Origin of the sequence: Dactylosporangium sp. NPDC050688 (assembly GCF_040654515.1) — a bacterium.
In the GTDB taxonomy this organism is placed as follows: Bacteria; Actinomycetota; Actinomycetes; order Mycobacteriales; family Micromonosporaceae; genus Dactylosporangium.
Window position 1 is genome coordinate 14,451 of sequence record NZ_JBFAIC010000087.1, and the last position, 24,025, is coordinate 38,475.

The window sequence follows — 24,025 nt, forward strand, 5'->3', positions numbered from 1 at the left end:
GTCTGCACCACGGCGGAGCGAGGCCAGAAGCTTTTGGTTCTTAGAGTTTTGGTGTTGAACGGGCGGCGTGCAGTGCGGCAACGTCGGTGGGCGGCCCGGCGGACTTCGTCGTCGAGCACCCTGCTTCACGGGGCAGGGCTGCCGACCGTGCTGCACCGCAGACGGTCGAACCGCTATTCGGGCCTGCCGTCCCCGGTTGCTGCACCGGTCAGGTGTGCTGTGGCTGCTCGCTTGCGGTGATCGCGGCGGTGAGGGCGTGCATGGCGTCGGGGATTGGCGAGTGCGGGATGGCCTCGGCGAGTTTGGTGATCACCTCCGCGGTCAGGGTGTCGGCGTCGACGCCGGCCCACTGGGCGAGGACCTCGGTGAGAATTACGAGGCCCTCGTGCGGGCGGACGACCGCGCCGTCTCCGGGGTAGACGATGTGCGGCTCGTCCACCACGGCGGTGTGGTTTTCGTCGACGCGCACGCGCCACTGCTCGGTGGCGTCGTAGGCCTGGATGTAGTGGCCGTACGCGAACGCGTCGCCGAGAACGTCGACGACCTTCTGGACCGCGAGCTGGAGTTCGTCGACGCAGTCCTCGTCGCTCGCGGGGACGATCTCGGTGTACTCGACGGTGTGGTCCGGCGTTCGGATCACCTCGATCCGGTCGGCGACGTCCGCGAGGACCGCCTGCACGGTCTCGCTGTTGAACAGGTCCTGCGGGATGACGGGTCGGATCTCGATGCTGCCGGTCACGGTGGTGGTGCACATTCGGCGCTCCTGTGGGTCGGCCGGTCAGGGCGAGGTGAGGTGCGGGGACCGTGAGGCCGGCGAGCGCGGTTCGGCGGCAGGCCCTGCACGGTGGCTCGGCGTGAACTGCAGCCGTCCGCTGGTGCCCGCGACGGCCGGCGGTCTCGTTGTGGGTGTCGCGACGTCCAGCGTCTGCTGTGGATTGGTGAATTCGGACGGAGTGACGGCGGGGTCAGGCGACCGTCTCGCCCCGCATGTTGAGCACGACGCGTTCCGAGGTGCTGGCGATGACGCTCGTCGTCCTGCGGCGCAGGTTCAGCCGGAATCGTTGGTGTTCTGCCGGTGGGGTGATGGACATGAGCAGCGGCCATGTGGCGTCGTAGACGGGCATGATCTCCTCGTCGCTGGCGATGACGTGCCCGTCGATGAGGTGGACGTCGCACAGGAAGTAGCCGTTGGTGACAAGACCTGGCGTCAGGTTGTACTCGGCGGGCTCGTTGCGGCCGATGGCGAATGTGACGGCGTCGGGGTGGAAGCGGCGGATTACGGCGATCGCGGTGTCCAGGTACTGCTGTTGCGTCATGGCCGGCATGCCGCTCCAGAGCGCGCCGATGTACTGCGCCTGGTCGGATTGGGGGCCCGCGGCGTCGAGTTGGGTGAGGTAGGAGTCGGTCGGGTCGGTCATGCGGTACGCCTCCTGGTCGACTGGATCTACGTGGGGCTGGTGCGGTGCTCAGCGTCGGCTTCTCGGCCGTTGCGGGTGGCCGTCACGGGAGCCGTGTTTCTTGGCTGCTGATGCCTTGTCGGCTCAGGTGGTGGTGGCCCGTGCCGGCCGGGACGGCGTCACTGCGACACCCCCGGTGCTGAAAGCATCCAGCGGCCCATGCCTTCGCTCGTGCAGTGCCACGGTGGTCACTTCTCGTTGCGTGTTAACTGGGTCCGCTCGGGCTTGCCTAGCTCCCGGAGAACTACTATCGTACCGTATTTACTCGACTGGTGTCCACCTTCGGTGCGAACCTCTGGCGGCGCTGTGCCGACCGGCCAGGCGGTGTGCCGGCGGCGGGCGTCGGCCGTCGCCGCTGACCGGGTCTGAGGAATCGTTGGATGGTGCTGCCTGGCCGGCGACTTTGCGGTGCCGGCTTCTCCGTCGGCTATCCGGTGGAGTCGGTGAGCGTGGCCACGCTGGAATAGCCGAGAGTCCTGCTGGTCTGGGTTGCCGGTCTCGCCGTCGTATCGGCTGCCGCTGCGGTCGATGGGCTTTGGCATCGTGGGGGGACGACGATGCGCTGCCGAAGCGGTAGCCGGGTTTCGCCGGCCGGTACGGCGTTATCGCTGCTCGTCAGCGCCTTCGGCGGCCCAGAGGGTGCTGCGTCTCCAGCGCCGCGGCGGGCCCGGCTCGTCGGGCTGGTTCAGCAGCGTCTTGGGCAGCCCAGAGGGGCGGCGGTAGCCCAGGACGCGGGCGGCTTCGGCGGCGCCGACGAGCTCGGTCGGGTCGCCGGTGCGGTCGACAATGCGGGTGGCGGCGCGGGTCCGGCCGGTGCTGCCGGTGCGGGCCTGCGCTGCATCCCAGACGACGCGTCGTGGCCAGCGCAGCCGGGTGCGGCCGCTGGCAGCCATGGTGGTGTTGTCCGCGTCGTTGTTGTGGGCGAGGAGGTACTCGAGGATGGGCGAGTTGTCGAGGTTGCGGGCGGCGGTGTACCCGACGACCCGGGCGGCGTCGGCCCTGGTGAGCAGGTCGTCGGGGTCGCCGGTGTAGTCGACCGCGGTGAGGGAGTCGAGTTGCTGGCGACGGCGCTGGTCGTCCCACGCGTCGACGTCGTCGGCGGGGTACCACCGGCCTTCGACCTGTGTCGGGAAACCGTTGCTCGGTGAGCCGGCGATGGCCACGTCGATGCGGCTGAGGTGCAGGCCGAGCCGGTCCGCAACGCCGAGCCGGTCGAGCATGAGCCGGTCGTCGATGACAGTCCGCCGGTTGGTCATGACGGTGGTGGCGTAGCGCCAGAGGGTGTCCCGGCGCCAGCGGCGGCGGGCGACCGTGCCGTCGGGATTGCGCTCGATGGCGTCGGCGACCTCGAGGAGGCTATGCGGGAGCCGGTTCGGCTTCGGGTGCCCGACGACCCGGGCGGCCTCGGTGGAGCCGACGAGCTCGGCCGGGTCGCCGGTGGTGTCGACGGGCCAGCGCGGTGCGGCAGGTGCGGCGGGCATGGTCTGATCGTGCCGTATCTGTGCGCGACCGCGCATGCGGGTTACCGCCTGGCGGCCCCCGCGGACCGTACTGGCCCGGCTGCGGCAGGCGACGTCCCGGGCCTTCCGTGGCCCGACCACGAGGTTCGCAGCAGTGCGTGCGCCGGGGTGATGGTCTGGTGGCCGCGGTTGGCTGGAGTTGGTATTGTCGTCACACTCTGCTGCATCTCCTTTCGGAGTGTGGTGGGCTGGAGTCGGCCGGCGGACTTGCCAGTGCGTCCCTTCGGGGGCGTTTCTCCCTTCGGGGTGACCGCCGGCCGACGCATATCCGCGGTCGGGTGCTGCGGCCGGTCAGGCGGCGGTAAGTTCCAGCCAGCGGCGAGCGAACTGGGGTCGCTCCTTGTCATCGGCGCCTGTCGGTGCTGCGGTGAGGTACCGCTCGGCCACGGCCACCGCGATGCGGCGTTCACCGCTGGCCGCCGGCAGGTACGGCGATCGACGGTGCGATGTGCGTGGGGTATGGCTCGTCGACGACACCGGCGACGTGGACGCGCCGGCGTTGGCGGCGCGGGCCGATCCGGAACGCGAACTTGTAGTTGCCCGGGTGATGGAACTCGACGGCGCCGAGGTCTCGCAGCGCCGCGGGAAGCCAGGCGGCCAGGTCGGCGTGCGGGGCGGGCGGGATCGCGCCTAGGTTCACCAGGCGGCGGAGAACTCCCTGCGCGCCGCGCTCGCCCGCGGTGAGCTTGCTCGCGGCGCGTCCCACGAGGGTGGTGCCGTCGGGCAGCAGGACGCGCACGCCGCCTCGGGCTCGCCGCAACAACAGCGCGGCCAGGATCGCGTAGACGCCGCCGCAGTGCCCGGGGGTGACGATCTCCGTCTCACCGGTCGGCAGGATGCGGTGACGGCCGACGGGGTCGCTGTAGGCGAGCACGCCGCGGATGCCGAGCTGGCCGGCCATCCGGAACGCGCGGGCGCAGAACCACGACTTCGGCGTTGCTGGGCACCCGGTCGAGCAGCACGAGTCGATTGGCCTCGAGGGCTTGCCGGTACGGGGTCAGCCGTGGGAACACGCTCGGGAGGGTGTGCTGGTTCATCGGGTTGCCGAGGGTGAGCGCGCCGACGATCTGTCCACGCCGGTGTGACCGGGCCGGCGTTGGCAGGCTGGCCGTCCGGAGGGGTTCGAGGTCCAGCCACGTCGCGTCCGGGTCGCGGTCGGGCCAGAGGTCGACCAGGACGTAGCCGAGGACGGTGCTGGCCCGGCTGCGGCTGTAGTGGTGCTGCTCGATGAACCGGGCGACGGGTGCGGTGCGCAGCGGCGCGACGATGTAGCGGGCCGGGTCGAACCCGCCTTCGCTGGTGCGGCGCCAGGAGCGGTGACCTGAGCGGGAGGTCTGGCACCACTGCTCGGCGCCGGGCAGCATCGCGGGGGTGGCGGTCACGGCCGGCCCCCGGCGGCGACGCGGTGACGCAGGTCGGTGAGGGTGAGCCGGTGACGGTGGCCGGCGCGCTGCTCGGTGAGGATGGTGACGTCGCCGAGCTCCGCGCGGAGCTGCGCCTCGGCGCGTTCGGCGGCGGCGTACCGGTCGGGGAACACCTGCAGCAGCCGCGCCCAGTGCCCCTTTCCTGCGCGGACACAGGCACCGCCGCAGTTGTTGTGCGGCATGGAGTAGTCGTAGAGGCGGGGGACGCGCAGGCCGAGGCTGCGTGCCCAGTCGAGCTGCTCGTCCTTGCTGAGGTGGGGCGGGTCGAGCAGCGAGTACCGGACGGTCCAGGGTGCCCAGCCGGTGGTGATGGCGGGGGCGCGGCCGCGGTCGCGCGGGGAGCTGTCGAGTCCGATGTAGAGGGTGGTGGTGGCGGGGTCGGCGTGGGCGTCGAGCCACCGCCGACATGGAATGATCTTGAGGTGGTAGCTGCACGGGGCGAGGCGGCTGTTGCCGAGGTAGCGGATGTCGCGGTACAGCTGCCAGGGGGTGCGGCCGTCGCAGACGCGGGTCAGCGGGACGCCGAGCTGGGCGGTGGTGTCGTCGAGCCACCGGTAGAGGTCGTCGTCTTCGGTGAGGACGTCGGCGAACAGCAGGACCATGCGGTCGGTGCCGTAGGTGGCGGCGACGCGTTGGGCGGTGGCCCAGCTGCCGATGCCGCCGGAGTACTGCACGACGTGCAGCCGGTCCGGTTCGTTGCGGGCCGCGGGACGGTCCGGGACGTGCGTGGGCACGGAGGTGGTTCCTTTCGAAGGGTGCGACAGAATGGGCTGGCTTCCTGGGCCGGGGCGGCTTGCCTTCCGCCCGGGCGGGCGGGCGGGCGTGACGGTCGTCGGTCGGGTGCGATGGTGGTCGGTCGATTGCCGGCCGAAGTTGCGAGGATGGCGACGATCGCGGTGGTTGGGCCGCTGCAGCACGCGCCGCACCTCACGCCGGTCGGATGTTCGTGTTGCTTGGCGTTGGTGTCGGGCTGCGGTGGCCTGGCCGGCGCAGGGCTGACGTGCCCGGAGGGCGCACTCTGCCGGTATCTGGCCGGTCGACGCGGTCGCCGAGCACGGACCTGGTGCCGACCTGCAGACGGATGCGTTGCGTTCGGCTCCCGCCGGTCGGGGTCACCATTCGCCGTCGAGGTGGTGCGGACGGCGGTCGGCTGCCGGGTGGGCAGGTTCGTCGTGGTGGTGTCTGCCGGTTGGTGCCGGTCGACGGTTGGTGGACCGTCGACCGGCACCAGGGGCTCAGGCGGCTGCGGCCTGGTCCAGGTCCGCGTCGTCGGCGACGAGGTCGATCGGCTCGTCGGCCGCCTCAGCGTGCCCGGCTGCGGCGGGCTGCTCGTCGGTGACGAGGGTGAGCCGTGGCGCACCGGTGGTGTGCCTGGTCGCGGCGTCGATGATGAGCTGTTCGACCTTGCCCGCCTTGTAGCCGTTGAGCGTGCACCAGCGCAGGAATGCGGCTGTCCCGGCGTCCGGGGCGCGCCACGAGGTGCGGGCGATGGCGCTCTCGTGGGCGGCGACGACGCCTGCGAGGGTGATCATCTGGTATTGGGTCTTGCTGGCGCGGGCGGGAACCCGCCTGGCGCCAGGCCGCTTGGTCTTGCCCGGCGAGAGCAGCTCGTCGAGCATCTTGCGGCCGCCGTTGACCCAGACGCCGAGCAGATACCCGGGGTCGGCCACCACCTCGGCGATCAGCTTGTCGGCGTCCTTGGGCAGGGCTGCACCGGCGAGCAGGCCGGACAGCCACTTGCGCCGGACGGCGTTCGCGGCCTCCATCCCCTTGTTGTTCGCGATCACGGTCCGCCGCTCGGCCTTCTCCTGCTCCGTCATCGGCCCCTTGCGTGCTGCGGTGACATGGTCGGCGAGGACGTGGCCCCGGGCCTTCCATTCGGTGCAGTACGTGATCTCGACCGGCCTGCTGCCGTAGCCGACGAACACCGCGACGGCGTGGCTGGGGCAGGCGGCGTGGTCCTCGTCGCTGATCCGCTGCCCGTCGCCGGTTCGCAGGGCGTCGACCCGTTGCGTCGTCGGGTTGAGGTAGGTGTCGACGCGCTCGGTGAGTACCGTGACGGCGGCAGCGGCCAGTTCGGCGCGTCGCTCGGTCGCGGCCTGTTGGGCGGCGCGGGCAGTGCGGAGTTCCTCCACGGCGCGGTCGAACGCGAAGGGGCCTTCCTCGGCCTCTTCCAGCAGCTTCTCAGCTGCGTCGGGGTCGTCGGTGAACTCCGCGAGCGTCGACTGCTGAAAGATGTCCAAGCCGTACTGCTCGGCGCGCTGGACAATGGTGGAGCCGAGCTTCGCCACGGCGCGAGCGGCCGTGACGCGCTCGGAGGCGTAGCCGGTGCGGCGGGCGATGTCCTCGTCGCTCATGCCGTAGAGGGCCAGCTGCTCGATGCCGTTGGCCAGCTGGTGGGCGGTGGGGTCCGTGCGGTGGACCTGGCGCAGCATGCTGATGATCTGCTCGACGTTGCCCGCGAGGTCGTCACGGATGATCGCCTGGACGTAGGTCTGCTTGGCCTCGACGGCCGACCAGTACCGCTGCTCGCCGTCGACGGCGAGGTAGCGGTCGGGCTCGCCGAACGGGATGACGATGAGCGGGGCGATGAGCCCGGCGATGCCGTCCTCCAGCAGGTTGTCCACGATGCCGGGCAGCGCCTGGGCGTTGTCGCGGATGTTGGCCGGGTTGGGCTGGATCTGGTCGATCCGCAGTGCCTTGTACCGGCCCGGCAGTTCCGGGACGTCGTCGGCGTTCGGCTGCTGCTCGTCCTGGCCGGGTGCCGTCTCGGCGGGGGCAGCGGCGTTGGCCTTCGGCGGCTGCGGGACGTCTTCGGCGTTCGGCTGCTGTACGTCGAGGTCGGGTGCCGTCTCGGCGGGGATAGCGGCTTTGGTCTTGGTTTTGGGCTTCGTTGCGGTGGTGGTTGGCACGTGCGTACTCCTCGTTGGTGGTGGTCGGTGAGCTGGCCGGTGCCCGTCCGGGTTGCCTCCCGGGCCGGGACCGGTGGTCATGGAGTGATGGGCCGCTCATGGCGGCTGAGCCGAGGTTCGCGGGACGTCGCGCGCTGCGATCGGGACCGAGTCTCGGCGGTTGTTCTGGTGTGGGATGCCGCTGTGGAGTTGTCAACGAACACGGGCACACGGGCCGGGTACGGGGGTTCCCGGGTCCCGTGCTGCGAGGCGCAGCACGGGTCCGTCGGGGTCGCGTCGCGCTCCCCGGATCGTTCAGGGCGTGGCTCGGGCTCTGCGGGCGCGGCACCGTCGTGCTGTGCTGCGCTTGCCGTGGGACCTCACGGCAAGCGGCGCTGCCGCGTCGGACTGGACGGGTGCGGTCAGCGGTGCACGGTGCCGGTGTGCGCCCGGCGGATGAACCGGGCTGAGCGCTCGGCCGCGTTGGTGACGGCGCACCACGTGGTGTGGCCGTCGCGGTACGCCAGGGCGGCGCTGGCCAGGCCGCGCCAGGCGGCGACGACGGCTGCGCCCATCGGCGCGTCGGGGCAGTTCACGAGACTGAGGGCGTCGATCAGCTCGCTGCCCTGGTCGTAGGCGATGTCCTCGACGTGCGCCCAGCTTGCGACACGCTCGCGGGTGATCGTGCCTCCGGGCAGGGTGATGCAGGTCAGCAGCGGCAGGGTGTCGAGAACCTGCGCACGGGCGTCGTCGACCAGTGTGAACGCCTGACGGCTGTCGGGCGTCGGGTCGGGCTGCAACTGCGGCTGCAATGCAGGGACGACGGCGAGGTAGTCGGGCCTTCGTGCGGCGCGCTCAACGGAATCCACGAGCATCGCGGTGTCCTTTCGGTTGATGGCGGGCGGGTCACGGTCGGGGCTTGCCTCCCCTCCCGAACAGCTACTATCGTACCGTATTGTGCGAAGCGTGTCCACCGGCACCGTTCCGGGGTGTGCGCCGGTGTCGGCTGTCACGAGCTGTGCGACAGGGCGCGGTGGCGGTAGGCGTCGACTATGTCGCTGCGAGTGCGTCGTTCACCGGCGGCGGAGGTGGCAGGGCCGGGGCCGCCCTTGAGGCGGGCCCCGGCCCGGTGTCGGCGGGAGCGGCGGTCTGCGCCACGGCGGACCGTCGCAAGAAGGGTTTGGAGGCTTTCGTCGTTGCCTGGACGGGCCGGATCAGGCGTTGGCGTCGATGCTCCACAGGGTGCTGCGTTTCCAGCGTCTGGCCTGGCCGGGTCCTTTCGGGATGTCGGCGAGGTCGAGGACCTTGGTCGGCAGGCCGGACTTGTGCCGGTAGCCGAGGACTCGGGCAGCTTCATCGACGTTGACGAGTTCGTCGGGGTCGCCGCTGCGGTCGATGACGCGGCTGGCGCCTGCGCGTCGGCCGCGTCGTGCGGTGCGGGCGTCGGCGGCCGCCCAGACGACCCGGCGGGGCCAGCGGTAGCGGGTGCCGCCAGCGGGCTTGGTCTCGTTGTCGGCTGCCTCGTTGTGCTGCATGAGGTAGGCGAGGATTGGCGAGCCGTTGAGGCTTTCGGTGCTGGCGTAGCCGACGATGCGGGCGGCATCGGCCATGCTGACGAGTTCGTCGGGGTCGCCGCTGCGGTCGACGGTGGTGAGGGCATCGCGTTGTGCGGCGAGCCAGGCTCGGTGCCATGCTGCGACGTCCTCGGCCAACCAGCGGCCGGCGACGGGGTCGGGGAAGCCGTTGCTCGCGGCGTTTCCGATCCAGTTGTCGACGGCGGGGAGACTGACGCCGGTCTGCTCGGCGATGCCGGCGCGGTCCACCGTCGGCCGCCCGGCGATCTCCGCACCGGCCGCGGTGTCCTGGTAGCGCCAGACGGTGCCGCGTCGCCACTGCCGCTGGGACACCGTTCCGTTGTCGCGGTACTTGGTGTCGTCGGCGACGTCGAGCAGCGGTTGGGGCAGTTTGTCCGGCCGGGAGTAGCCGAGGAGCCGCGCGACTTCCGCTGAGCCGATCAGCTCGTCGGGGTCGCCGCTGCGGTCGGCGGCGGTGGGTGGCTCGGAACTCCTGGCGGGCATGGTCCGATAGTGCCGTATGCGTCGCCGGCGGTGTGGGCCGGCGTCCTTCCGGTGCGGCGGCGCGGCCGAGCTGATCATCAGCGGTGATCCTCTCGAGGTGGACGTGCGAGATCCGCGGCGCGGTGTTCGGCTCGCCGTGCCGTGGCGGCTACAGCATCGGTGACGGGTCCGCTGCGTCCTTGCGGCTCATCGTGGTCGGAGCCGGTGCGTGTGTCGGCGGGCTCGGCCGCGTTGTTGAGGCGGATGGTGACTTGCGGCGAGCGCTGGGACGGCGCTGTCGGCGGTCGGCCGGGCGCGGTGTGGTGTTGTACGGGCGGAAGCGCCCGGCCGGGGCAACGGGTCGGTTGCCGCCGGTCGGTGCCTCGCACGGCCGGGAGGACGTCCCGCCCGTGCGAGGCGATGGGGTCAGTCGCGGCAGCGATCGGCGTGTGGTTCGCTGTCCGGCTGGCCGCATCGTGTGCAGCGCCCATCGGTGGATGTGCGTGGCAGGGTGCTGGCGTTGCCGCGCTTGGGGTGGCGCCGAACAGCGCCGCGGTGCGTGGTGCGGGCTTCCTCCTCGGTGGTACTGCGGTGGTATTCCAGGGGTGTCCAGGCGGCGCCGATTCTCTCCGACACGCGGGTCACGTACACCTGTTCGTCGGCGTCCCATGAGGTGGTGACGGAGGTGAAGTCGTACGGGCCGGTTGCGGTCGTGGCTTCCCAGTGCGCGTCGGTGGAGGGGTGCGTGCTGTTCACGTGGTCGGCTCCTCGTCGTCTGCGTAGATAGCTGCGGCCACCTGTGGTGGCCGGTTGGTCGTCGGCCGTGGCTCCGGCACGGGCGTGCGACTGCCGGCGTGGGGCTGCGTGGCACGCCGACGCGCGTGGCCGTCGTCAGGGCTCAGTTCGACCGGCTGCTGTGCGGGGCGGCGGCGTTGCCGTCGACGTCGGGCGTGTAGCGGACGGTCCGGGCCTCCTCGTAGGGGAGGCGATGACGACGCGCCCAGGCAATGGCGGCGTCGAGGTCGTATTTGCCGTCGAGCATGCGGGCGCCGTCCCACCACTGCTTGAAGCGGCCCAGCTCGTGCAGGCGGAGGCCGAGCGCGTGTTCGAGGTCGCGCCACATGGCTTCGGTGGTGATCGCCTCGATGGCGATCCACCGTTCCGTGGTGTGGCCGCCGGGGGTCAGCGGTTCCCAGGTTTCGTCAGGGTCCGGCCACCAGCCGGCGCCGGTGGTGGTGAACCCGACGAGCGGTGTCCCGTTGTCGTCGATGGTGATGGTGTCGTCGCCGGTGAGGGTGAAGTCGTGGCGTTCGCCGTGTGGGGCGGTGACGGTGACGACGCGACCGGGGCGCGGGGCGAGCGAGCGGGCGATGTCCAGTTCGCGGGCGACCGCGTCACCCCCGGTTCGTTCGGCCTGTTCCGGGTAGCTGAACACGTCGGCGTCAGCGTCGTAGGCCGCCAGGAGCTGCGCGGCGATGCGGTCGGCGTCCAGCGGCGGCGGATCGCCGAGGGCCTGCTGCTCCTCGGTGACCGGGTAGCCGGTGAAGGCGTTGAACCACAGCAGCCGCCCGTCTGCGGCGCGGACGGTGCGCAGCTCGATGGTGGTCTCGGCGGTGACCGTGTCCTCGTCCTGGTCGAACGTCAGGCTCGCGGCGTCGGGCAACTCGTCGACGGTGAGCAGCGCGGCGACGTGGCAGGCGCTCAGCGCGAACCGTGTTGCGGTGTGGGCGTGGGCTTCGCTCGCCGTGGTGGCGGCGGCCCTGGCTGCGGCGAGGTGAGGGCTGGCGTCGGTCATCGGTAACTCCTGCGGGTCGGTCTAGTTGTGGTCGGTGGCATGCCGGTCCGGCAGCGGACCGGCAGTCGTCCAGGTCGGCACTGGGCTGGGGGTTGCTTTCAGGCGGCGCGGACGGCGGTGAGCCTGCGGTTCGCGGCCTGGTCTGCGACGGTGATGCCGCAGGCGCGGCAGGCGGTCGGGGTCCAGTCGTGGTCCTGCTCGCCACCGGTGACCGGGCACGCCCGGGTCCGCAGGACGTGCAGGTCCGTGCCGCACAGGCACGGCGGGCACATGCCCCAGGTCGCCGATGGTGGGCCGGTCAGGGCGGCGCCGCATTCGGTGCAGTCCAGCCCGGCCTGGCGGATCGCCCGGGTGATCGCTGCGGTGGTGGCGTCGGCGTCGAGCGGCGTGGTGGCGAGGCTGAGCCAGGCGCTGGTGGTCCGGGTGCGGTGCCATTCCTCGTCGGTGAGCTGGCGGCGGCGCCGGCCGTGCGGCCCGGCGCCGACGTTCGCGGTGAGCTGGCGCTCGACGTCTTCTCGGCCGTACACCAGCAGGGCCCAGCCGTAGTGGCTGGCGAGGACGTGGAGCATGGCGCGGGCGTCGGGTTCGGCGAGGCTTCGGGGGATGGTCACACCATGGGGCAGGGTCGAGGGGATGAGGGACATGATGGTCTCCGGTCGCCGGTGGCTGGCCTGGTGTGTGGTAGTGCCCGTCAGGTAGGGGTGGTGGCGTACGCCGTTTGGGCGTCGGTGGCGCTGGAGACGAGGTGGGCGCCGTGGTCTCGGATCAGGGCGTGACCGCCAGCCCAGGTGGCGGCGGAGGCGGGGCCTGGGGTGGCCATCGCCGGCCGGCCCAGCGCCGCGGCGAGCCGGGCGGCCCGGACGGCGCGGCTGCCGACGGGCGCCTCGACGATCAGGGTTGCGCCGGTTGTGCTGGCCAGCACGCCCTGACTGTGCATGCGGCTGAACAGCGTTGCGGCATGTCCTGGCGGGAACGGGCTGACGAGCAGGCCGTTTCTGCTGATCCAGCCGATCGTCGGGTCGTTGGGATGCTGGTGCGCCAGGTCCAGCCCGCACGCCGCGACCATGACGCAGGAGGCGGCGTCGGTGTGCCGGGCCGCGCCGAGCAGCGCGGCCCGGTCGATGCCCGACGTGCTGCGCGCCGCGACGGTCCAGCCTGCTGCGGCGAGGTCCTCTGCGAGTCCGGCCGCGATGTGCTGCCCGTCAGCGCTTGCCGCTGCGGTGCCCGTGACGGTCATAGACCGGCTGAGCTGCTTGGCGAGGTGCTGGGCTCCCTGCACCCACAGGCAGAGCGGGGCGCCGGTGCGGCCGAACGTTGCGGCCTCGTCGGTGTTGAGCGCTGCGATGGTGCCGGGCCATTCGTCGTCGCCGGGCATGAGGACGCGGGCCTGGATGCGTCCGGCCGTGTCGATGGCGCGCCGCACCTGGCCGGACAGCGCGGCGGCCGTGTCCGCGTCGAGGCGGCTCAGCATGGCGGCCAGGATCTGCGTTGCCCCGCGTGCAGCGACGCTGACGGATAGGTCCCGCGACGTCAACGGGGCCAGGACGGACAGGGCGATACGGGCGGTGCGCTCGTCGGCGTACTCGGGTGTCGAGTGCTGGACCATCGCGGCTGGCTCCTTCGGATCGGCGCAGCGGTCAGAGCGAAAGACCACCCGAACGTCATAAATATACCTTGTTATGATTGTTGTGTCCACCCGGGACGACTGGATGGTCTGCCTGGCAGGGTTGGCTGCGTGACCGTCGTTGGTCGGGCTGGTGTCGCCCGGTTGTGGTCTTGGCTTAGGCGGGGGCCTGCGGGCCGCCGAGACTCGGCGTGGCTGTGTGTGCCGTGCTGATGAGGGCGTGGATGCGTTCGGCGGCAGTGCTGAGGGCCGCGAGCGCGCCCGCCTCGCCGGTCTCGCCGGCGGTGAGGTCGTCGGCGTCGAAGGTGCCGATGCATCGATCGACGTCGGCGCCGGTGTCGGCGATGATCAGGAAGCCGGTCGCGACGTAACGGCTGTCCACGGTCCGGGTCAGGTCGATGTCAGTGCCCAGCGGGATCGGGATCACGCCGTCGGCGATGGCGGCGGTCACGAGTTCGACGACGTTGTCGATGGCGCCGTCGAAGGTGCGGCCCGGCCAGTGTTCGTCGACGCCGTGGTGCTCGGCGACGGTGCCGGACTCGTCGGTGCTGCCGTAGGGGTGGGGATGGCTCAGCCAGTGGGCGGCGTTGGCGGTGAAGCGGTCCGAGGACATGGCGGCTCCGATCGTGGCGTCGTTGTGTGTGGCGTGGTCGGCTGGGGCTGGTTGTGGTGGCCGTCCATCCGCTCGCCGTGGCGGGTGCCGGGCGAGCGGATGGGGCCGTCGTCCTACCGTGGGCCGGGATCGGGGCTGGGGCTGCGGAACGCGGCGTGGTCTTCGATGCCCCAGGGGGCGGTGTCGTAGCCGGGCAGGGCCTGGATGGCGCGGTGGCGCAGGGCGGTGCAGAACGTCTCGGCCTCGCTGCCGGTCCAGCCCGTGTGTTCGCTGGAGTGATAGGTGTAGAACGCGATCGCTTTGAGGATCACGACCGGGTCCGCCCGGCCGGGCAGCTCGGTGAACAGGTATGGCGCTTCGATCTCGTCCGCGTCGTAGCGGTGATCAACGCTGCGGGCGTTCTCGTTGAGCAGGACCGCCCCGATGCGGCCCGCGGTGGTGCGGGTGAGGATGCGGCGGCGGTCACGGGCCTGCCGCAACTGCTCGGCAGAGGTCCAGTTGCCGCGGTCGGAGGCGGCCTCGACCGGCGGCCAGTACCAGGCCATGGGGTCGTGTCCGAGCTGAAGTCCGCCGGTGAGCATGGCGTCGACGTGCGTGGTGGAAACATGCTCAGCACTCACGATGAGACCTTCGATCCGGTGGCAGGGACGGCGACCGCCGCCCCCGTTGCCTCATAAATATACCTTGTTTTGCCGGTTGTGGCTAGTTCCTGGCGTTGCTTGTGCGGTGCGGGGATCGGGTCGCAGCGTACGGGCGGGTGTCCGCCGGTTATCGGCGGTGCGCGGTTGGGTTGCTGCGGGTTCCGCGTGTTGCTGCCCGGGGCGAGGGTCTCGTCGGGGTTGGCCGTGTCAGTGTGCGGGTTCGCGCTGCTGCTGTCGTAGGTGGGCGATGGTGATGGCGACGGTGCGCTGTGCTGTGCTGAGGTCCGCGTTCCAGTTGGCGCCGGTCGCCAGTTCGGCGAGGGTGTGCAGGGCGGTCTCGATGTCGTCGGGGGACAGTTGGCCGGCGAGTCCGGCGGTTGACGTGCCGGGGCCGGTCGGGGCGGTCAACTGGGCCGCGAGCTGGGCGGTGCGGTAGTTGTCGAGGATGGTGTTGAGCTGCCGTGCTGCGGTGGCGAGGGTCTCGATCACGGCGTCGATCTGGAGCTTGTCGGGGTTGCCGGCGGGGTCGGTCGTGTAGGCGGCGAAGTCGGTTGCCTGGATGCGGTGGGTGGCGAGGCGGGTTCCTGCGATGAACAGCACGAGGACTGCGCCGCCGTCGGGGTCGTCCTGCATGGTGTGGGTCTCGATGACGTCGATGTCGGCCGTGGGTGCGGTTTGCCAGACGTTGGGTGCTGCGGCGTCGTTGTGCAGCGCGGTGATGAGGGCTGTCAGCCAGGCGCCGGGCCGGTCGTAGTAGCTGCTCGGGTCGTACGTCTCGTCGGGTTCGACACCGAACGTCGTGGCCCGCGCGACCGGTCTCCGGCTCGGCGTCGTTGGCACGGTTTCGGTCAGCCAGGCGCGGGCGGCGGTGCTGTTGAAGGTGACGGCCGGTCCGGCGGGGATGCGGTGGTCGGCCGGGTACACGATGTGGGCGTCTTCTTCGAATGCGGCCCCGTCGACGACGTGGATGCGCCACAGGTCGTGGGGGCCGTTGGGGCCTTCGCAGTCGATCTGGCCGCTGTAGGTGTGGCCCGGGCCGATCAGCGCGAGCAGTTCGTCGAGGTGGTCGCTGATTTCCTCTGGAACGTTGGTGCCTTCCTCGGAGACGGGGTGAATCTCGACGTACAGGTCGGGGTCGGACGTGTCGGTGCTGACGAAGACTTCCTTGTCGTGCTGGGATGCGCCGTTGGCGGTGAATGCGCTGTCGGCCAGGCGCGCGGCGGGTACCGGCGGGTTGATGGTGATGCTGCCGGTGGGGTACGTGGGGTTGCCCATGGTTGTGCTCCTTCGGTTGACGTGAGGCTGGTTGTGCGGCCGATCCGGTGGGGTCCGTCGGCCTGGCGTGGTTGTGGTGCGGTTGGCGGGCCGCTGACCAGGTCTCGGGCAAGTTGGTCAGCGGCCCCTTTCCAGCCACGGGGCAATGCTCTTGGGTGCCGGTGAGGTTGTCCGCAGGGCTGTTCGCGGCTGTCGCTGGCGACGGCGCCGGACGCTCACGGGACGTCGGCGATCTTTGCGGGATGGCTCGCCGGACGCGCGGCGGTGGTCGGGCGGGCGCCTGCTGCCGGGGTGACGGTTATGCGTCGCGCGTTGTTGGAGCGCGGGGGCCGGTCGGCGTCACGGCTCGATGTCGCAGCGGGTTGGGCAGCGGGCAGGTTCGGTGTCGGCCGGTGTGTGGTTGAGCAGGGTGCAGCATTCGGTGCACCGGATGCGGGCTTGCTCGATCACCTCGTCGAGCAGGTCGCTGCGGTGCACGAGGGTGTGGACGCGGTCGCTGAGGTTGTGCCATGCCTGGGTGGCGGTGATGCGCTGCCAGTGTTCGTCGGTGAGGTCGTCGCCGTTGCCGAGGTCGTCGCGGTCGAAGATGGCGTGGGACCAGCGGAACCGGTCGGCGAGGGTGCAGATGATGGCGTAGGCGTCGCTGGCGGTGAGGGTGTCGGGGAGGTGGACGTCGGCGACGGTCCGGGTGGTGTTGGGCTGGCGGAGGTCTCCGCGGGTGATGGCGAGTTCGCGGGTGCGGTTCGGGTCGGTGGGTGTGTAGGCGTCGATGGTGGTGAGCTGCCAGTTGCCGTCGGGTTGGACGGTGAGCCGGATGCCGGCGCCGTCGCGGATGGACTGGGCCGGGTTGGTGGGCGGGGTGAAGATTTCGGCGGTGGCGGTGTGTCGGGTGGCGCGCCGGTGGACGGCTTGGCCGTCGCCTTCGGCGATGAGGATGCGTTTCATGGTGGAGGCCCCTTGTCGTGTCGGCTCCGGGCCGGGCGCTCGGGGCGGCGTGGCCGCGAGCAGCGGCAGCCGGTTGGTGAGCGACCCGGCCCGGGATTGGTGGTGGTTCACCCACGTCCTGACCGGCTGTGCGGTTGTGGGGCGTGCCGGTCAGGACCACCAGACGTCGGTGCCGTGTTGGTGGGCCCAGGTGGCTACCTCGTGCAGCAGGGCCAGTTTCTCGGCGAGGTAGCCGGGGCGGCGCTCGAACTGGACCCAGCGGCCGTCGATGATCTCGGGTCGGCCGTCGGCGTCTGCGGTGCTGGCGTCGAGCATGGCCGTGGCGATCAAGACCCTGCCGAGGAAGTCCTCTGCCGTGGCCTCGCCGTATGGTTCGGCGGGGAGGCCGAGCAGGGCGAGGATGTCGGCGGCGTTGCCGTTGGCGAGGTTGACTTCGGGGCCTTCGTGGGTGGTGAACGTGACGGACATCTGGACCTCCCTGGGTGGTGGTGCTGGGATGCGTCCCTTCGCGCCCGCTGGCGCTGGGGAGGTCCTGATGCCGTGTCAAACGGTCCACTGTGGAGTTGTCAATGCGGTGCGTGGCGGCGGCCGTGCGGCACGCGGGCGGCAGCCCGGATCGGTGTGCTCGATGCACGCCGATCCGGACTAGGCGCTCGGCGCGCGACCGAGGTGCGCTGCCCTGGCTGGTTCGGAGAACCGGGCGGTGCGGGCCGGGGCCGCCGTGCGGCGGCCCCGGCTGCGCGGTGCGGGTGACGTCAGAGGCTGGCGGCGATCTCCATCGCCTTGAGTCCGACGTTCTCCATCTCGTAGGCGTCGTCGGCGTCGTCGAGGGTCTGCGCGACGCTGGTCACGGCGTGCATGACGCCACCTGCGGTGAGGTCGGCACCCTTGATGAAGTGCGAGAAGATGTTCTTCTGCTGGTCCTCGGTGAACCGCAGCCGCTGGCTGACCGCCTTGACGGTCTTCTCCGGGTCCTCGACCGGCCGCCCGGCGGTCTTCTCGATCTCGGCGATCGTCGCGGCGACGTACTCGGGGCTGAGGAACGTCTTGGCGAAGTCGCTGGCCTGCGAGGTGATGAGTTCGATGTTCTTCTGCTGGGTGCCGTCGCTCCAGCGGATGATGCCCTCGTCGAGCTTGGCGCCGAGGTGGGTCTTGCTCAGCGCGTCCTTGGTGATCGTCATGCCGTTGTTGCAGACCTGCACCTTGATCTGCGGCACGAGGTTGAACCGGCCACCGCCGGTCTCGCTGTTGCTCAGGACGAACCCGGCGAACACGATCGGGTTGTCGGCGCCGGTCGCGCCGGTGAACGGGGAGCGGTAGTTGCGCAGCAGTGCCGGGGCGATGCTGCGGACCTGCTCGGAGTAGACCCGCACGATCATGCGCCGGTCGGTGAGGTCGCAACTGTCGATCGTCACGTCGAGCCCGGACCGGCGGATGCCGTCGAGGGCGGCGAGGAGCACGTCGAGGCTGTCGACGATCTTGTAGCTGTCCGACAGGAACGCCCGCGCGATGCCGGAGCCGCCGTCACGGTCGGAGAACGTCCGCACGAGGTACTTCGTGGACTGGTCGGCCTTGTTCAGCCAGCCGTTCACGTTGGCGTCGTACAGGTCGGTCGCCTCCGCGCGCATGCGGCGCAGGTAGGCGCCCGGGATGCCGAGCTTCTCGCTGATCCCGCCGTCGCATACCGACGTGGGGACGTAGAGGCCGGGAACGGTGCTGACCCCGTCCAGGTCGATGACCGGCTCGGCGCCGTCGATGATGAGGTTGCCGTCCTTCGCGTGGATACGCCCGACGCTAGCGACCAGGTCGTGCTTGGCCGCGTGCTGCCGCTGCAGGAGCTCGGCGAGGTCCGGAAGGGTGGCGTTGCGGGCGGTGAGCGGGACGGTGATGGCGTGGGTCACGGTGGTTCCTTTCGGTGGTGGCTGGTTTCGGGAGGACTTGCCTTCCCCCCTGACAGCTATAAATATACCTTGTTTTGGCTTCTATGTCTACCCTTGTCGGCGCACTGCTGGTCTGGCCTGCAAGATCCTTTACGGCCGTGACGGGGCGGGGTTTACCCTGCACAGCTCGGGCCTTGAGGTGTCCTCCCCGTATGCCTGATCTTGATCTACCGCGCCGATGTCGGGGCGGAGTGCCAGAGCTGTCGAGATTCGTCGCCGGGCGTTCTTTCCGGCGGGGAATCTTGACGGCGACGGCCGTAGCCCCGACATCGGCGCGGTAGCCCTTGCGGCAGGCGTATGGGGAGGACACCGTGCCCGAGCGACCCACGACGGCGTGCCAGGTTCGTTCGGCTGCCCTCCTTGGCGCCTGCCCCGCCGGCGAGGCGATCTGTTTGTGCCTCGGCTCGCGTCGCGTCGCCGGCGCCTGTACGGGGGGTCGGCCGGATCGCCCGTTCCCGCCGCACGCAACGGTGGCGTGTGCGACGTTCAGACCTGGATCGGTGATGGCGGCCGTGTGACGTCGCAGTGGCTCTGGCTGGTCAGGTGGTGTCGCTGTCGAGGATGTTGCGGGCGGCCGGTGGGCCGGCTGCGAACCCAGGCGAGCCGCTCAGTTCGGCTGGTGTCACAGCCGGCGCAGGACGCTGACGACCTTGCCGAGGATGACTGCGTCGTTGCCCGGGATCACCGAGTAGGCGGGGTTCCGTGGCACCAGTTCCACCGTCCCGCCGTATGACCGCAATTGCTTGACGGTGGCTTCGCCGTCGATCATCGCGGCGATGATGTCGCCGTTGTCGGCCGTGGGCTGCTGGCGGATGACGACGAGGTCGCCGTCGCAGATCTGTGCCTCGATCATCGAGTCGCCTCGGATCCGCAGCCCGAACACCCGGCCGTGGCCGGCGATCTCGGCTGGCAGGATCAGCTCCTCCTCGACCTGCTCGACGGCGAGGATCGGGGCGCCGGCCGCGATCGCGCCGAGCACCGGCACGGTGACGCCGTACCGACCGCCGCGGTCCATGGCGTGTTCCGTGGCGTGGCCGATCGCATCGTCGTGCCCGCAGGCAAGGACCTCGATCGCTCTGGGGTTGCGCGGGTCACGTCGGATGATCCCGAGCTGCTCCAACGTCTTGAGGTGGTGTGCCACCGACGATGGGGAGCTGAGCCTGACATTCGCGGCGATCTCACGGACAGTCGGCGGATATCCGCGTCGCTGGATCGAGGCGCAGATCGCGTCAAGGACGCGCTGCTGCTGCAGGGTGAGCTGGGCTGGGGCCTGCTCGCCTCCGTCGTCCGGATCCATGCCCGCACACTACCCCAGGAAATCGCACATATGTACCAAACGTCGCTACATGCAGCCCTCGGACCTGGCATTTGATACATTCGTACGAAGCGGCCTCCATGATGCCTTGCCTTCCCCCGGGCGTGCGCCGCCGTACCGGTCTGGGCTTGTCGAGGGGGATCTGGTGTCGATGCCTGCGGTGGCCGACGAGGCTGACCCGGCGCGCGGTGCCGGGCGGGCCAGGCTTCGGCAGGTGTGGTCCGGCGGCGGGCGGATCGACCAGCCGGGTGACGTGGCGGCGGTACTGTCCGAGGTGCGCCGCACCGCGGCGGATCGGTCGGTGACGGCGGAGGCGTTGACGCTCGTCGAGCGTGGGTCCGAGATGGCGCGGCCCGGGACGCTGGACCCGCGGCATGCCCTGCCCGTCCCGGCCGAGCTGGAGCACGTGCTGGGCGGCGGTCTGCGGCGCGGCAGCGTGGTGGCCGCGGCAGGTTCGGGCTCGCTGCTGTTGAGCCTGATCGGCGCGGCGCACGGCGCGGGCGCCTGGGTGGCCGTCGTGGGAAACCAACATTTTGGAGCTACAGCGGCGCCCGAGTTCGCAGTTGATCTTGCCCGGGTGGCGTTGATCCCCGATCCCGGCGACGACTGGGCCGGCGTCGCCGCGGTGCTGATCGCGGGCGTGGATCTGCTGGTGCTCTATCCGCCCGGGGCAGTGCCTGCTGGGGTCGCGAGCCGGTTGCAGGCGCGTGCCCGCAAGTCCGGCTGTGTGCTGGTCGTTGTCGACTCGGCGGCCGGGGCGCGGGTGTGGCCGGGACCGGACGTGGTCCTGGAGGCGGTGGGGCATCGGGTGCATGGCCTCGGGGCGGGCCGAGGGCGGCTGCGCCGGCATGAGGTGCAACTGCGGGTGGCTCGCCGGCATGGTCAGGTGGCGGCGCCGGTATGGGTGCCGATGCCCCCGCCGTCGCTGGCTGCGATTGCCGGTCCCCAGCCTGGGAGCGTGCCGGACTTCGGTTTGCCGGACGGATGGCCGCAGGTGCGGCACACGCCGGATGCCGAAGTGCCGCCGGTGCTGCGGCCGGTCCCGGCCCGGGTGCCTGAGCAGGATCCGTGGGCGGATCACCTGGTCGACGACGCGGTGTGGGCGCAGCTGCGGTCACGGACGGCATGACCTCGAGCTCTGACGCGGGAACGATGCCCGGCCGCTCTCAACCGCACTCACCGCTCGAAACGACCACCCAGCGTGAGGTCTGCCCTGGCCGCTGTCTGCGAGGCTGCCTCGCACGCCTCGGGACGGTGCTGGCCGCGCGTCTGGCCGAGTGCTCGCCGCACAGGCCAGGGCGGTCCGACAACGTCGTGGACGGACGTCGGTTGCGGCTTCGTCGCCGGCGCGTTCACCGCGACCGTCAAGGGCGCAACCTGGTGCGGTTACCGGTACCGCACCGAGGCTGGTGCGGCGGCCAGCTGGGTCAGCCGTTTCGAGGGCTGCCTCGGCGGCGGCTCGCCTGCTCAGCCGCCGTATTGCAGGTGCAACTCTGCTTCGCCGAGACGGAGCCGGGCGGCCGAGCCGTCGGCCGCCCGGCTGACGTCGAGTCCGCTCAGGCCGAATCTGGTGTCGAGCATCGCGGTCACCAGCTCATCCGCGTGTGGCGTCCGCGTCCAGGTCAACTGCCACGAGTTGGCGATGCCGCTGAGTGTCATGTGCGGGCTGCCCCAGTACCACCAGTTCCAGTGGTCGTGCGGATCGCCCGCGCCGAGGCGGGCCACGATGGCGCTCAGCAGCACCTGCATGTCGGCAGGTACCTGGTCAGCAACGCTGCACGCGTGTGTCTCGTCGGCTGACAGCGGCAGCCCGACACCGGGGAGGTCGCGCACGATCATGCTCGGCGTCCGGCCGGTGAGCATGGCGTCCGCGGACGCGAACGGGAACCGATCGGTGATCACCATGCGGGCGCCGGTCGGTACATGCACCAGGTGGTAGAGCCGCGCGTACCGGCCCGCCACAACGCGTAGGCCGGCCACCCCGTGAGGCACCGCCGGCGTTGACAACAGCCGGCCCACAACGTTCTCGACCGCGCTGTCGAGGACAACCGTCAGCACGTCGTGCTGCGGCGACATGGCGGCCGTGTAGGACAGGAACGCGGACACGCCGGAACTGGCGAACGGTTCCAAGCCGAGCCCGCGGTTGAACAGGTGCAGGGCCAGCAGCGTGCGGAAGCGCCGTTGTGCGGCACTGCACTGGTCCAGTCCGAGATCACCACGACCGACACCGGCTCGGGCCGCCTGGACCGGCTCGCGCGTGTAGGAGGCCCGGAGGTCGGCCATGGTCCGGCGACGGGACGAAGGCATACGTGCTCCTCAGCATGGGCCCGGGCCACGCATCAGGTCACGCGGAAAGGCTGCGACATCGACGAGGTACGCGGAGCGGGTGCACTACACCCTCGGCGTGCATAGCTGGCATCCGGGCGCCAGGAACACGCTCAACGGCCCTCCGCGAGCCGCATGCCACGACGGTAGCGCCGAACCTGGCCGGTGCTCGTCAGCGGCACGTCACATTCACACGGACGTGCTGGCCCACCACCACGCCAATGACGTCGGCGGAGCGGGCCGCCGTGGTGTGGGCGGCGTCGATGTGTCTGGTACTGATGGTCTGTGCCTGCGGATGACGGTGGTGCGGTGGTGCGGCCGGCTCGACTTCGGGCAGGCGATGAGGTGCGGATGGTGTCGCCGGCGAGCACACCGGACCGTGACGGGGTCGAGGCCACGGTCCGGTTTCTCGAGAGCCTCGGCCTGCGTCCGAGTCTCGGCGCGCACGTCTTCGACTCGCACGGGTACCTGGCGGGCCGGGACGAGGACCGGCTGGCCGACCTTCACGACGCCCTCCGGGATCCGGATGTCGCCGCGGTCGTCGCGACCACGGGCGGCAAAGGCGCCTACCGGATCGCCGGTGGCCTGGACTTCGCCGCGGCAGCGCGGCACCCGAAGCTGCTCGTCGGGTTCTCCGAGGTGACCATCCTGCACCTGGCGCTGTGGCAGCGGTGCCGGCTCGCGGGTCTGCACGGCGCGCCGTTCGAGCAGTCCTGGGCCGGCGCCGATGCAGCGGCGTCGTTCCTCGACGCCGTGTTCACCGACCGTACGGTGACGGTGGCATCCCGGCCGGGCGAGTCCAGGAGCGCCTTGACGACGACCGGCCGGGCGTCGGGGATCCTGCTGGGCGGCAATCAGGACATGGTGGCGACGGCTGCGGGTTGGGCGCTGCCGAGCCTGGACGGTGCGATCCTGCTGCTCGAGGCGGTCGACATGCGGCTCGGGCATATCGACCGACAGCTGACGATGCTGCTGGAGTCCGGGCGGTTGGCCGGGGTGCGGGGGGGTGGCGGTCGGGCAGTACACCAGCTGCGGCGGCACCATCACCGACGCGGGCGACTGGACGGTGATCGACGTGCTCCGCGACCGGCTCGGCCGGCTCGGCGTGCCGATCCTCGGCGGTCTGCCGATCGGGCACGGTGCCCATCCGGTCGCGGTGCCGGTCGGCACGCCGGCGACGCTCGACGCAGACGCCGGCACCCTCACGGTGACCGCGGCCGTGCAGTAGCTCTGTCCCGTGAGCGTGGCCCCGCCGCGGGGACGCCGGCCGCCCCGTGACGGTGGCTGCGTTCGCCGGTGCGGAGGGGTAAGCGATAGCTACTCTGGCTGGACGACGCCTTCGGTGACCCGGATCGGGTCGGCGTAGATGTTCGGGTCGTACGCCCAGGCGCGTTCGCGGAGGAACCAGGCAATCCACTGGTTGGCGCCGTCGAGGGGATCCTGGTGTGGTTCGTACGGAAAGATCGCTACGAAGGAGAGGCCCTCGTTGTAGGAGTAGTCGTCGGTTGTGCGTTCGGCACGCCACTTTGCGGCTGCGTTCGCGAGGTATGGCCAGGCGTCGAGCAGGCCCTGTACACCGGCGCGAGCCTCGGCTCGGGTCAGGCCGACGCCGCCCATGACGATCCGAAGCCGGTCACCCTCCGCCTTCCGCGGGATGTCGATCTGCAGCCATCCCCACAGCTTCTCGACCTGCGGTTCCATGACGCCAAAGTAGCGCAAAACAGGCACGTCCAGCCTGCCCCAGCGACGCAAGGCGACGCAAAACCCGGCATCGTGCTGAATAGCTCAGCAGGGCGGCGGGATCCGCGGTGCTGCTGCCCTGGCGGGCGATCTGCCGCCCCGCCACGGACCAGCCGTACACCGACCTGCCCGCCGTGACGGCCGCGTTCCGACAGCCGCATGGCGGAGGCTGGGTGCCCGCTGCGAATTTGCCGACTGGCCGCAGCGGCGCGGTGGGTTGCCGGAGGCTGTTCTTCTCTGCTCCGCTGGTCGAGTCCATGCGTGGCGAATCAGCGCAGTGGGCGGGGCGACAGGCGTCGTGCGGGCTCAGTTCGGCTGCAGCGTAGAACGGCCCCGCCCTCATCACGCTGGTGCTGCACTCCGAAGAATGTCAAGCCCCGGGTTTGATGGAGAGTTGGTTAGCTGGTTTTCGGGGATACGGTGACCGGCTGGGTCATCGTGTGTAGTGCCTCGTACTCGGCAG

Annotated in this window: 24 protein-coding genes and 1 pseudogene; 3 read left to right on the plus strand and 22 right to left on the minus strand. The window is 70.7% G+C overall.

From position 1 onward, the window contains the following. Nucleotides 1–208 precede the first annotated feature (208 nt). From AB0H83_RS45810 to lexA, 20 genes are all read right to left on the minus strand, one after another. The gene (locus AB0H83_RS45810; RefSeq protein WP_360108173.1) at nucleotides 209–754 is read right to left on the minus strand and encodes a hypothetical protein; all 546 of its coding nucleotides are present in this window, start codon (nucleotides 752–754) and stop codon (nucleotides 209–211) included. Between the two features lie 211 nt (nucleotides 755–965). Next, nucleotides 966–1,418: a hypothetical protein gene (locus AB0H83_RS45815; protein WP_360108176.1), complete on the minus strand. Its 453-nt coding sequence runs from the start codon at nucleotides 1,416–1,418 to the stop codon at nucleotides 966–968. Between the two features lie 641 nt (nucleotides 1,419–2,059). Further along, the gene (locus AB0H83_RS45820) at nucleotides 2,060–2,938 is read right to left on the minus strand and encodes a hypothetical protein (protein WP_360108179.1); all 879 of its coding nucleotides are present in this window, start codon (nucleotides 2,936–2,938) and stop codon (nucleotides 2,060–2,062) included. A gap of 445 nt (nucleotides 2,939–3,383) precedes the next feature. Further along, nucleotides 3,384–3,851 carry a hypothetical protein gene (locus AB0H83_RS45825; RefSeq protein ID WP_360108182.1) on the minus strand — a complete coding sequence of 156 codons (468 nt, stop codon included), beginning with the start codon at nucleotides 3,849–3,851 and terminating at the stop codon, nucleotides 3,384–3,386. Next, nucleotides 3,799–4,359, minus strand: a complete 561-nt coding sequence (locus AB0H83_RS45830) for a hypothetical protein (protein WP_360108185.1) — start codon at nucleotides 4,357–4,359, stop codon at nucleotides 3,799–3,801. The genes AB0H83_RS45825 and AB0H83_RS45830 overlap by 53 nt, the downstream gene beginning before the upstream one ends. After that, on the minus strand, nucleotides 4,356–5,135 hold the full coding sequence (locus AB0H83_RS45835; RefSeq protein ID WP_360108188.1) for a hypothetical protein: 780 nt from the start codon (nucleotides 5,133–5,135) through the stop codon (nucleotides 4,356–4,358). The genes AB0H83_RS45830 and AB0H83_RS45835 overlap by 4 nt, the downstream gene beginning before the upstream one ends. Before the next feature lie 501 nt (nucleotides 5,136–5,636). Beyond that, nucleotides 5,637–7,313 carry a ParB/RepB/Spo0J family partition protein gene (locus AB0H83_RS45840; protein WP_360108191.1) on the minus strand — a complete coding sequence of 559 codons (1,677 nt, stop codon included), beginning with the start codon at nucleotides 7,311–7,313 and terminating at the stop codon, nucleotides 5,637–5,639. Between the two features lie 401 nt (nucleotides 7,314–7,714). Next, on the minus strand, nucleotides 7,715–8,167 hold the full coding sequence (locus tag AB0H83_RS45845) for a hypothetical protein (RefSeq protein WP_360108194.1): 453 nt from the start codon (nucleotides 8,165–8,167) through the stop codon (nucleotides 7,715–7,717). Between the two features lie 339 nt (nucleotides 8,168–8,506). After that, nucleotides 8,507–9,370, minus strand: coding sequence for a hypothetical protein (locus AB0H83_RS45850; protein WP_360108197.1), 864 nt, complete (start codon nucleotides 9,368–9,370; stop codon nucleotides 8,507–8,509). A 405-nt stretch (nucleotides 9,371–9,775) separates the two neighbouring features. Further along, nucleotides 9,776–10,105, minus strand: coding sequence for a hypothetical protein (locus AB0H83_RS45855; RefSeq protein WP_360108200.1), 330 nt, complete (start codon nucleotides 10,103–10,105; stop codon nucleotides 9,776–9,778). A gap of 142 nt (nucleotides 10,106–10,247) precedes the next feature. Next, on the minus strand, nucleotides 10,248–11,144 hold the full coding sequence (locus tag AB0H83_RS45860; protein WP_360108203.1) for a hypothetical protein: 897 nt from the start codon (nucleotides 11,142–11,144) through the stop codon (nucleotides 10,248–10,250). A 98-nt stretch (nucleotides 11,145–11,242) separates the two neighbouring features. After that, on the minus strand, nucleotides 11,243–11,788 hold the full coding sequence (locus AB0H83_RS45865; RefSeq protein WP_360108205.1) for a hypothetical protein: 546 nt from the start codon (nucleotides 11,786–11,788) through the stop codon (nucleotides 11,243–11,245). 47 nt (nucleotides 11,789–11,835) lie between these two features. Next, nucleotides 11,836–12,750, minus strand: a complete 915-nt coding sequence (locus tag AB0H83_RS45870; protein WP_360108207.1) for a DNA-processing protein DprA — start codon at nucleotides 12,748–12,750, stop codon at nucleotides 11,836–11,838. Nucleotides 12,751–12,925: 175 nt separating this feature from the next. Beyond that, complete coding sequence (locus tag AB0H83_RS45875) at nucleotides 12,926–13,381, minus strand: hypothetical protein (protein ID WP_360108210.1); 456 nt, start codon at nucleotides 13,379–13,381, stop codon at nucleotides 12,926–12,928. Between the two features lie 113 nt (nucleotides 13,382–13,494). Next, a complete protein-coding gene (locus AB0H83_RS45880) occupies nucleotides 13,495–14,001 on the minus strand; it encodes a hypothetical protein (protein ID WP_360108213.1) in 507 nt (168 codons plus the stop codon). 228 nt (nucleotides 14,002–14,229) lie between these two features. After that, complete coding sequence (locus AB0H83_RS45885) at nucleotides 14,230–15,297, minus strand: DUF6205 family protein (protein WP_360108216.1); 1,068 nt, start codon at nucleotides 15,295–15,297, stop codon at nucleotides 14,230–14,232. A gap of 339 nt (nucleotides 15,298–15,636) precedes the next feature. Further along, a complete protein-coding gene (locus AB0H83_RS45890; protein ID WP_360108219.1) occupies nucleotides 15,637–16,242 on the minus strand; it encodes a hypothetical protein in 606 nt (201 codons plus the stop codon). Nucleotides 16,243–16,392: 150 nt separating this feature from the next. Then, entirely contained in the window at nucleotides 16,393–16,710 is a 318-nt protein-coding gene (locus tag AB0H83_RS45895) for a hypothetical protein (protein ID WP_360108222.1), read from the minus strand. A 287-nt stretch (nucleotides 16,711–16,997) separates the two neighbouring features. Beyond that, a complete protein-coding gene (locus AB0H83_RS45900) occupies nucleotides 16,998–18,143 on the minus strand; it encodes a DUF932 domain-containing protein (protein WP_360108225.1) in 1,146 nt (381 codons plus the stop codon). A gap of 661 nt (nucleotides 18,144–18,804) precedes the next feature. Beyond that, nucleotides 18,805–19,479, minus strand: a complete 675-nt coding sequence (gene lexA / locus AB0H83_RS45905; RefSeq protein ID WP_360108228.1) for a transcriptional repressor LexA — start codon at nucleotides 19,477–19,479, stop codon at nucleotides 18,805–18,807. A 49-nt stretch (nucleotides 19,480–19,528) separates the two neighbouring features. On the opposite strand from lexA, the gene AB0H83_RS45910 reads away from it, so the two are divergent. After that, on the plus strand, nucleotides 19,529–20,626 hold the full coding sequence (locus AB0H83_RS45910) for a hypothetical protein (protein WP_360108231.1): 1,098 nt from the start codon (nucleotides 19,529–19,531) through the stop codon (nucleotides 20,624–20,626). A 338-nt stretch (nucleotides 20,627–20,964) separates the two neighbouring features. Here AB0H83_RS45910 and AB0H83_RS45915 read toward each other — a convergent pair whose 3' ends face one another. Further along, the gene (locus AB0H83_RS45915; protein WP_360108234.1) at nucleotides 20,965–21,780 is read right to left on the minus strand and encodes a hypothetical protein; all 816 of its coding nucleotides are present in this window, start codon (nucleotides 21,778–21,780) and stop codon (nucleotides 20,965–20,967) included. 393 nt (nucleotides 21,781–22,173) lie between these two features. On the opposite strand from AB0H83_RS45915, the pseudogene AB0H83_RS45920 reads away from it, so the two are divergent. Continuing rightward, nucleotides 22,174–22,755, plus strand: a pseudogene (locus AB0H83_RS45920) (LD-carboxypeptidase); the annotation flags it as partial. 73 nt (nucleotides 22,756–22,828) lie between these two features. Further along, a complete protein-coding gene (locus AB0H83_RS45925) occupies nucleotides 22,829–23,050 on the plus strand; it encodes a hypothetical protein (protein ID WP_360108237.1) in 222 nt (73 codons plus the stop codon). Between the two features lie 89 nt (nucleotides 23,051–23,139). Here the strand turns inward: AB0H83_RS45925 and AB0H83_RS45930 are convergent, their stop codons facing one another. Continuing rightward, nucleotides 23,140–23,523: a hypothetical protein gene (locus tag AB0H83_RS45930; RefSeq protein ID WP_360108240.1), complete on the minus strand. Its 384-nt coding sequence runs from the start codon at nucleotides 23,521–23,523 to the stop codon at nucleotides 23,140–23,142. Between the last annotated feature and the right edge of the window lie 502 nt (nucleotides 23,524–24,025).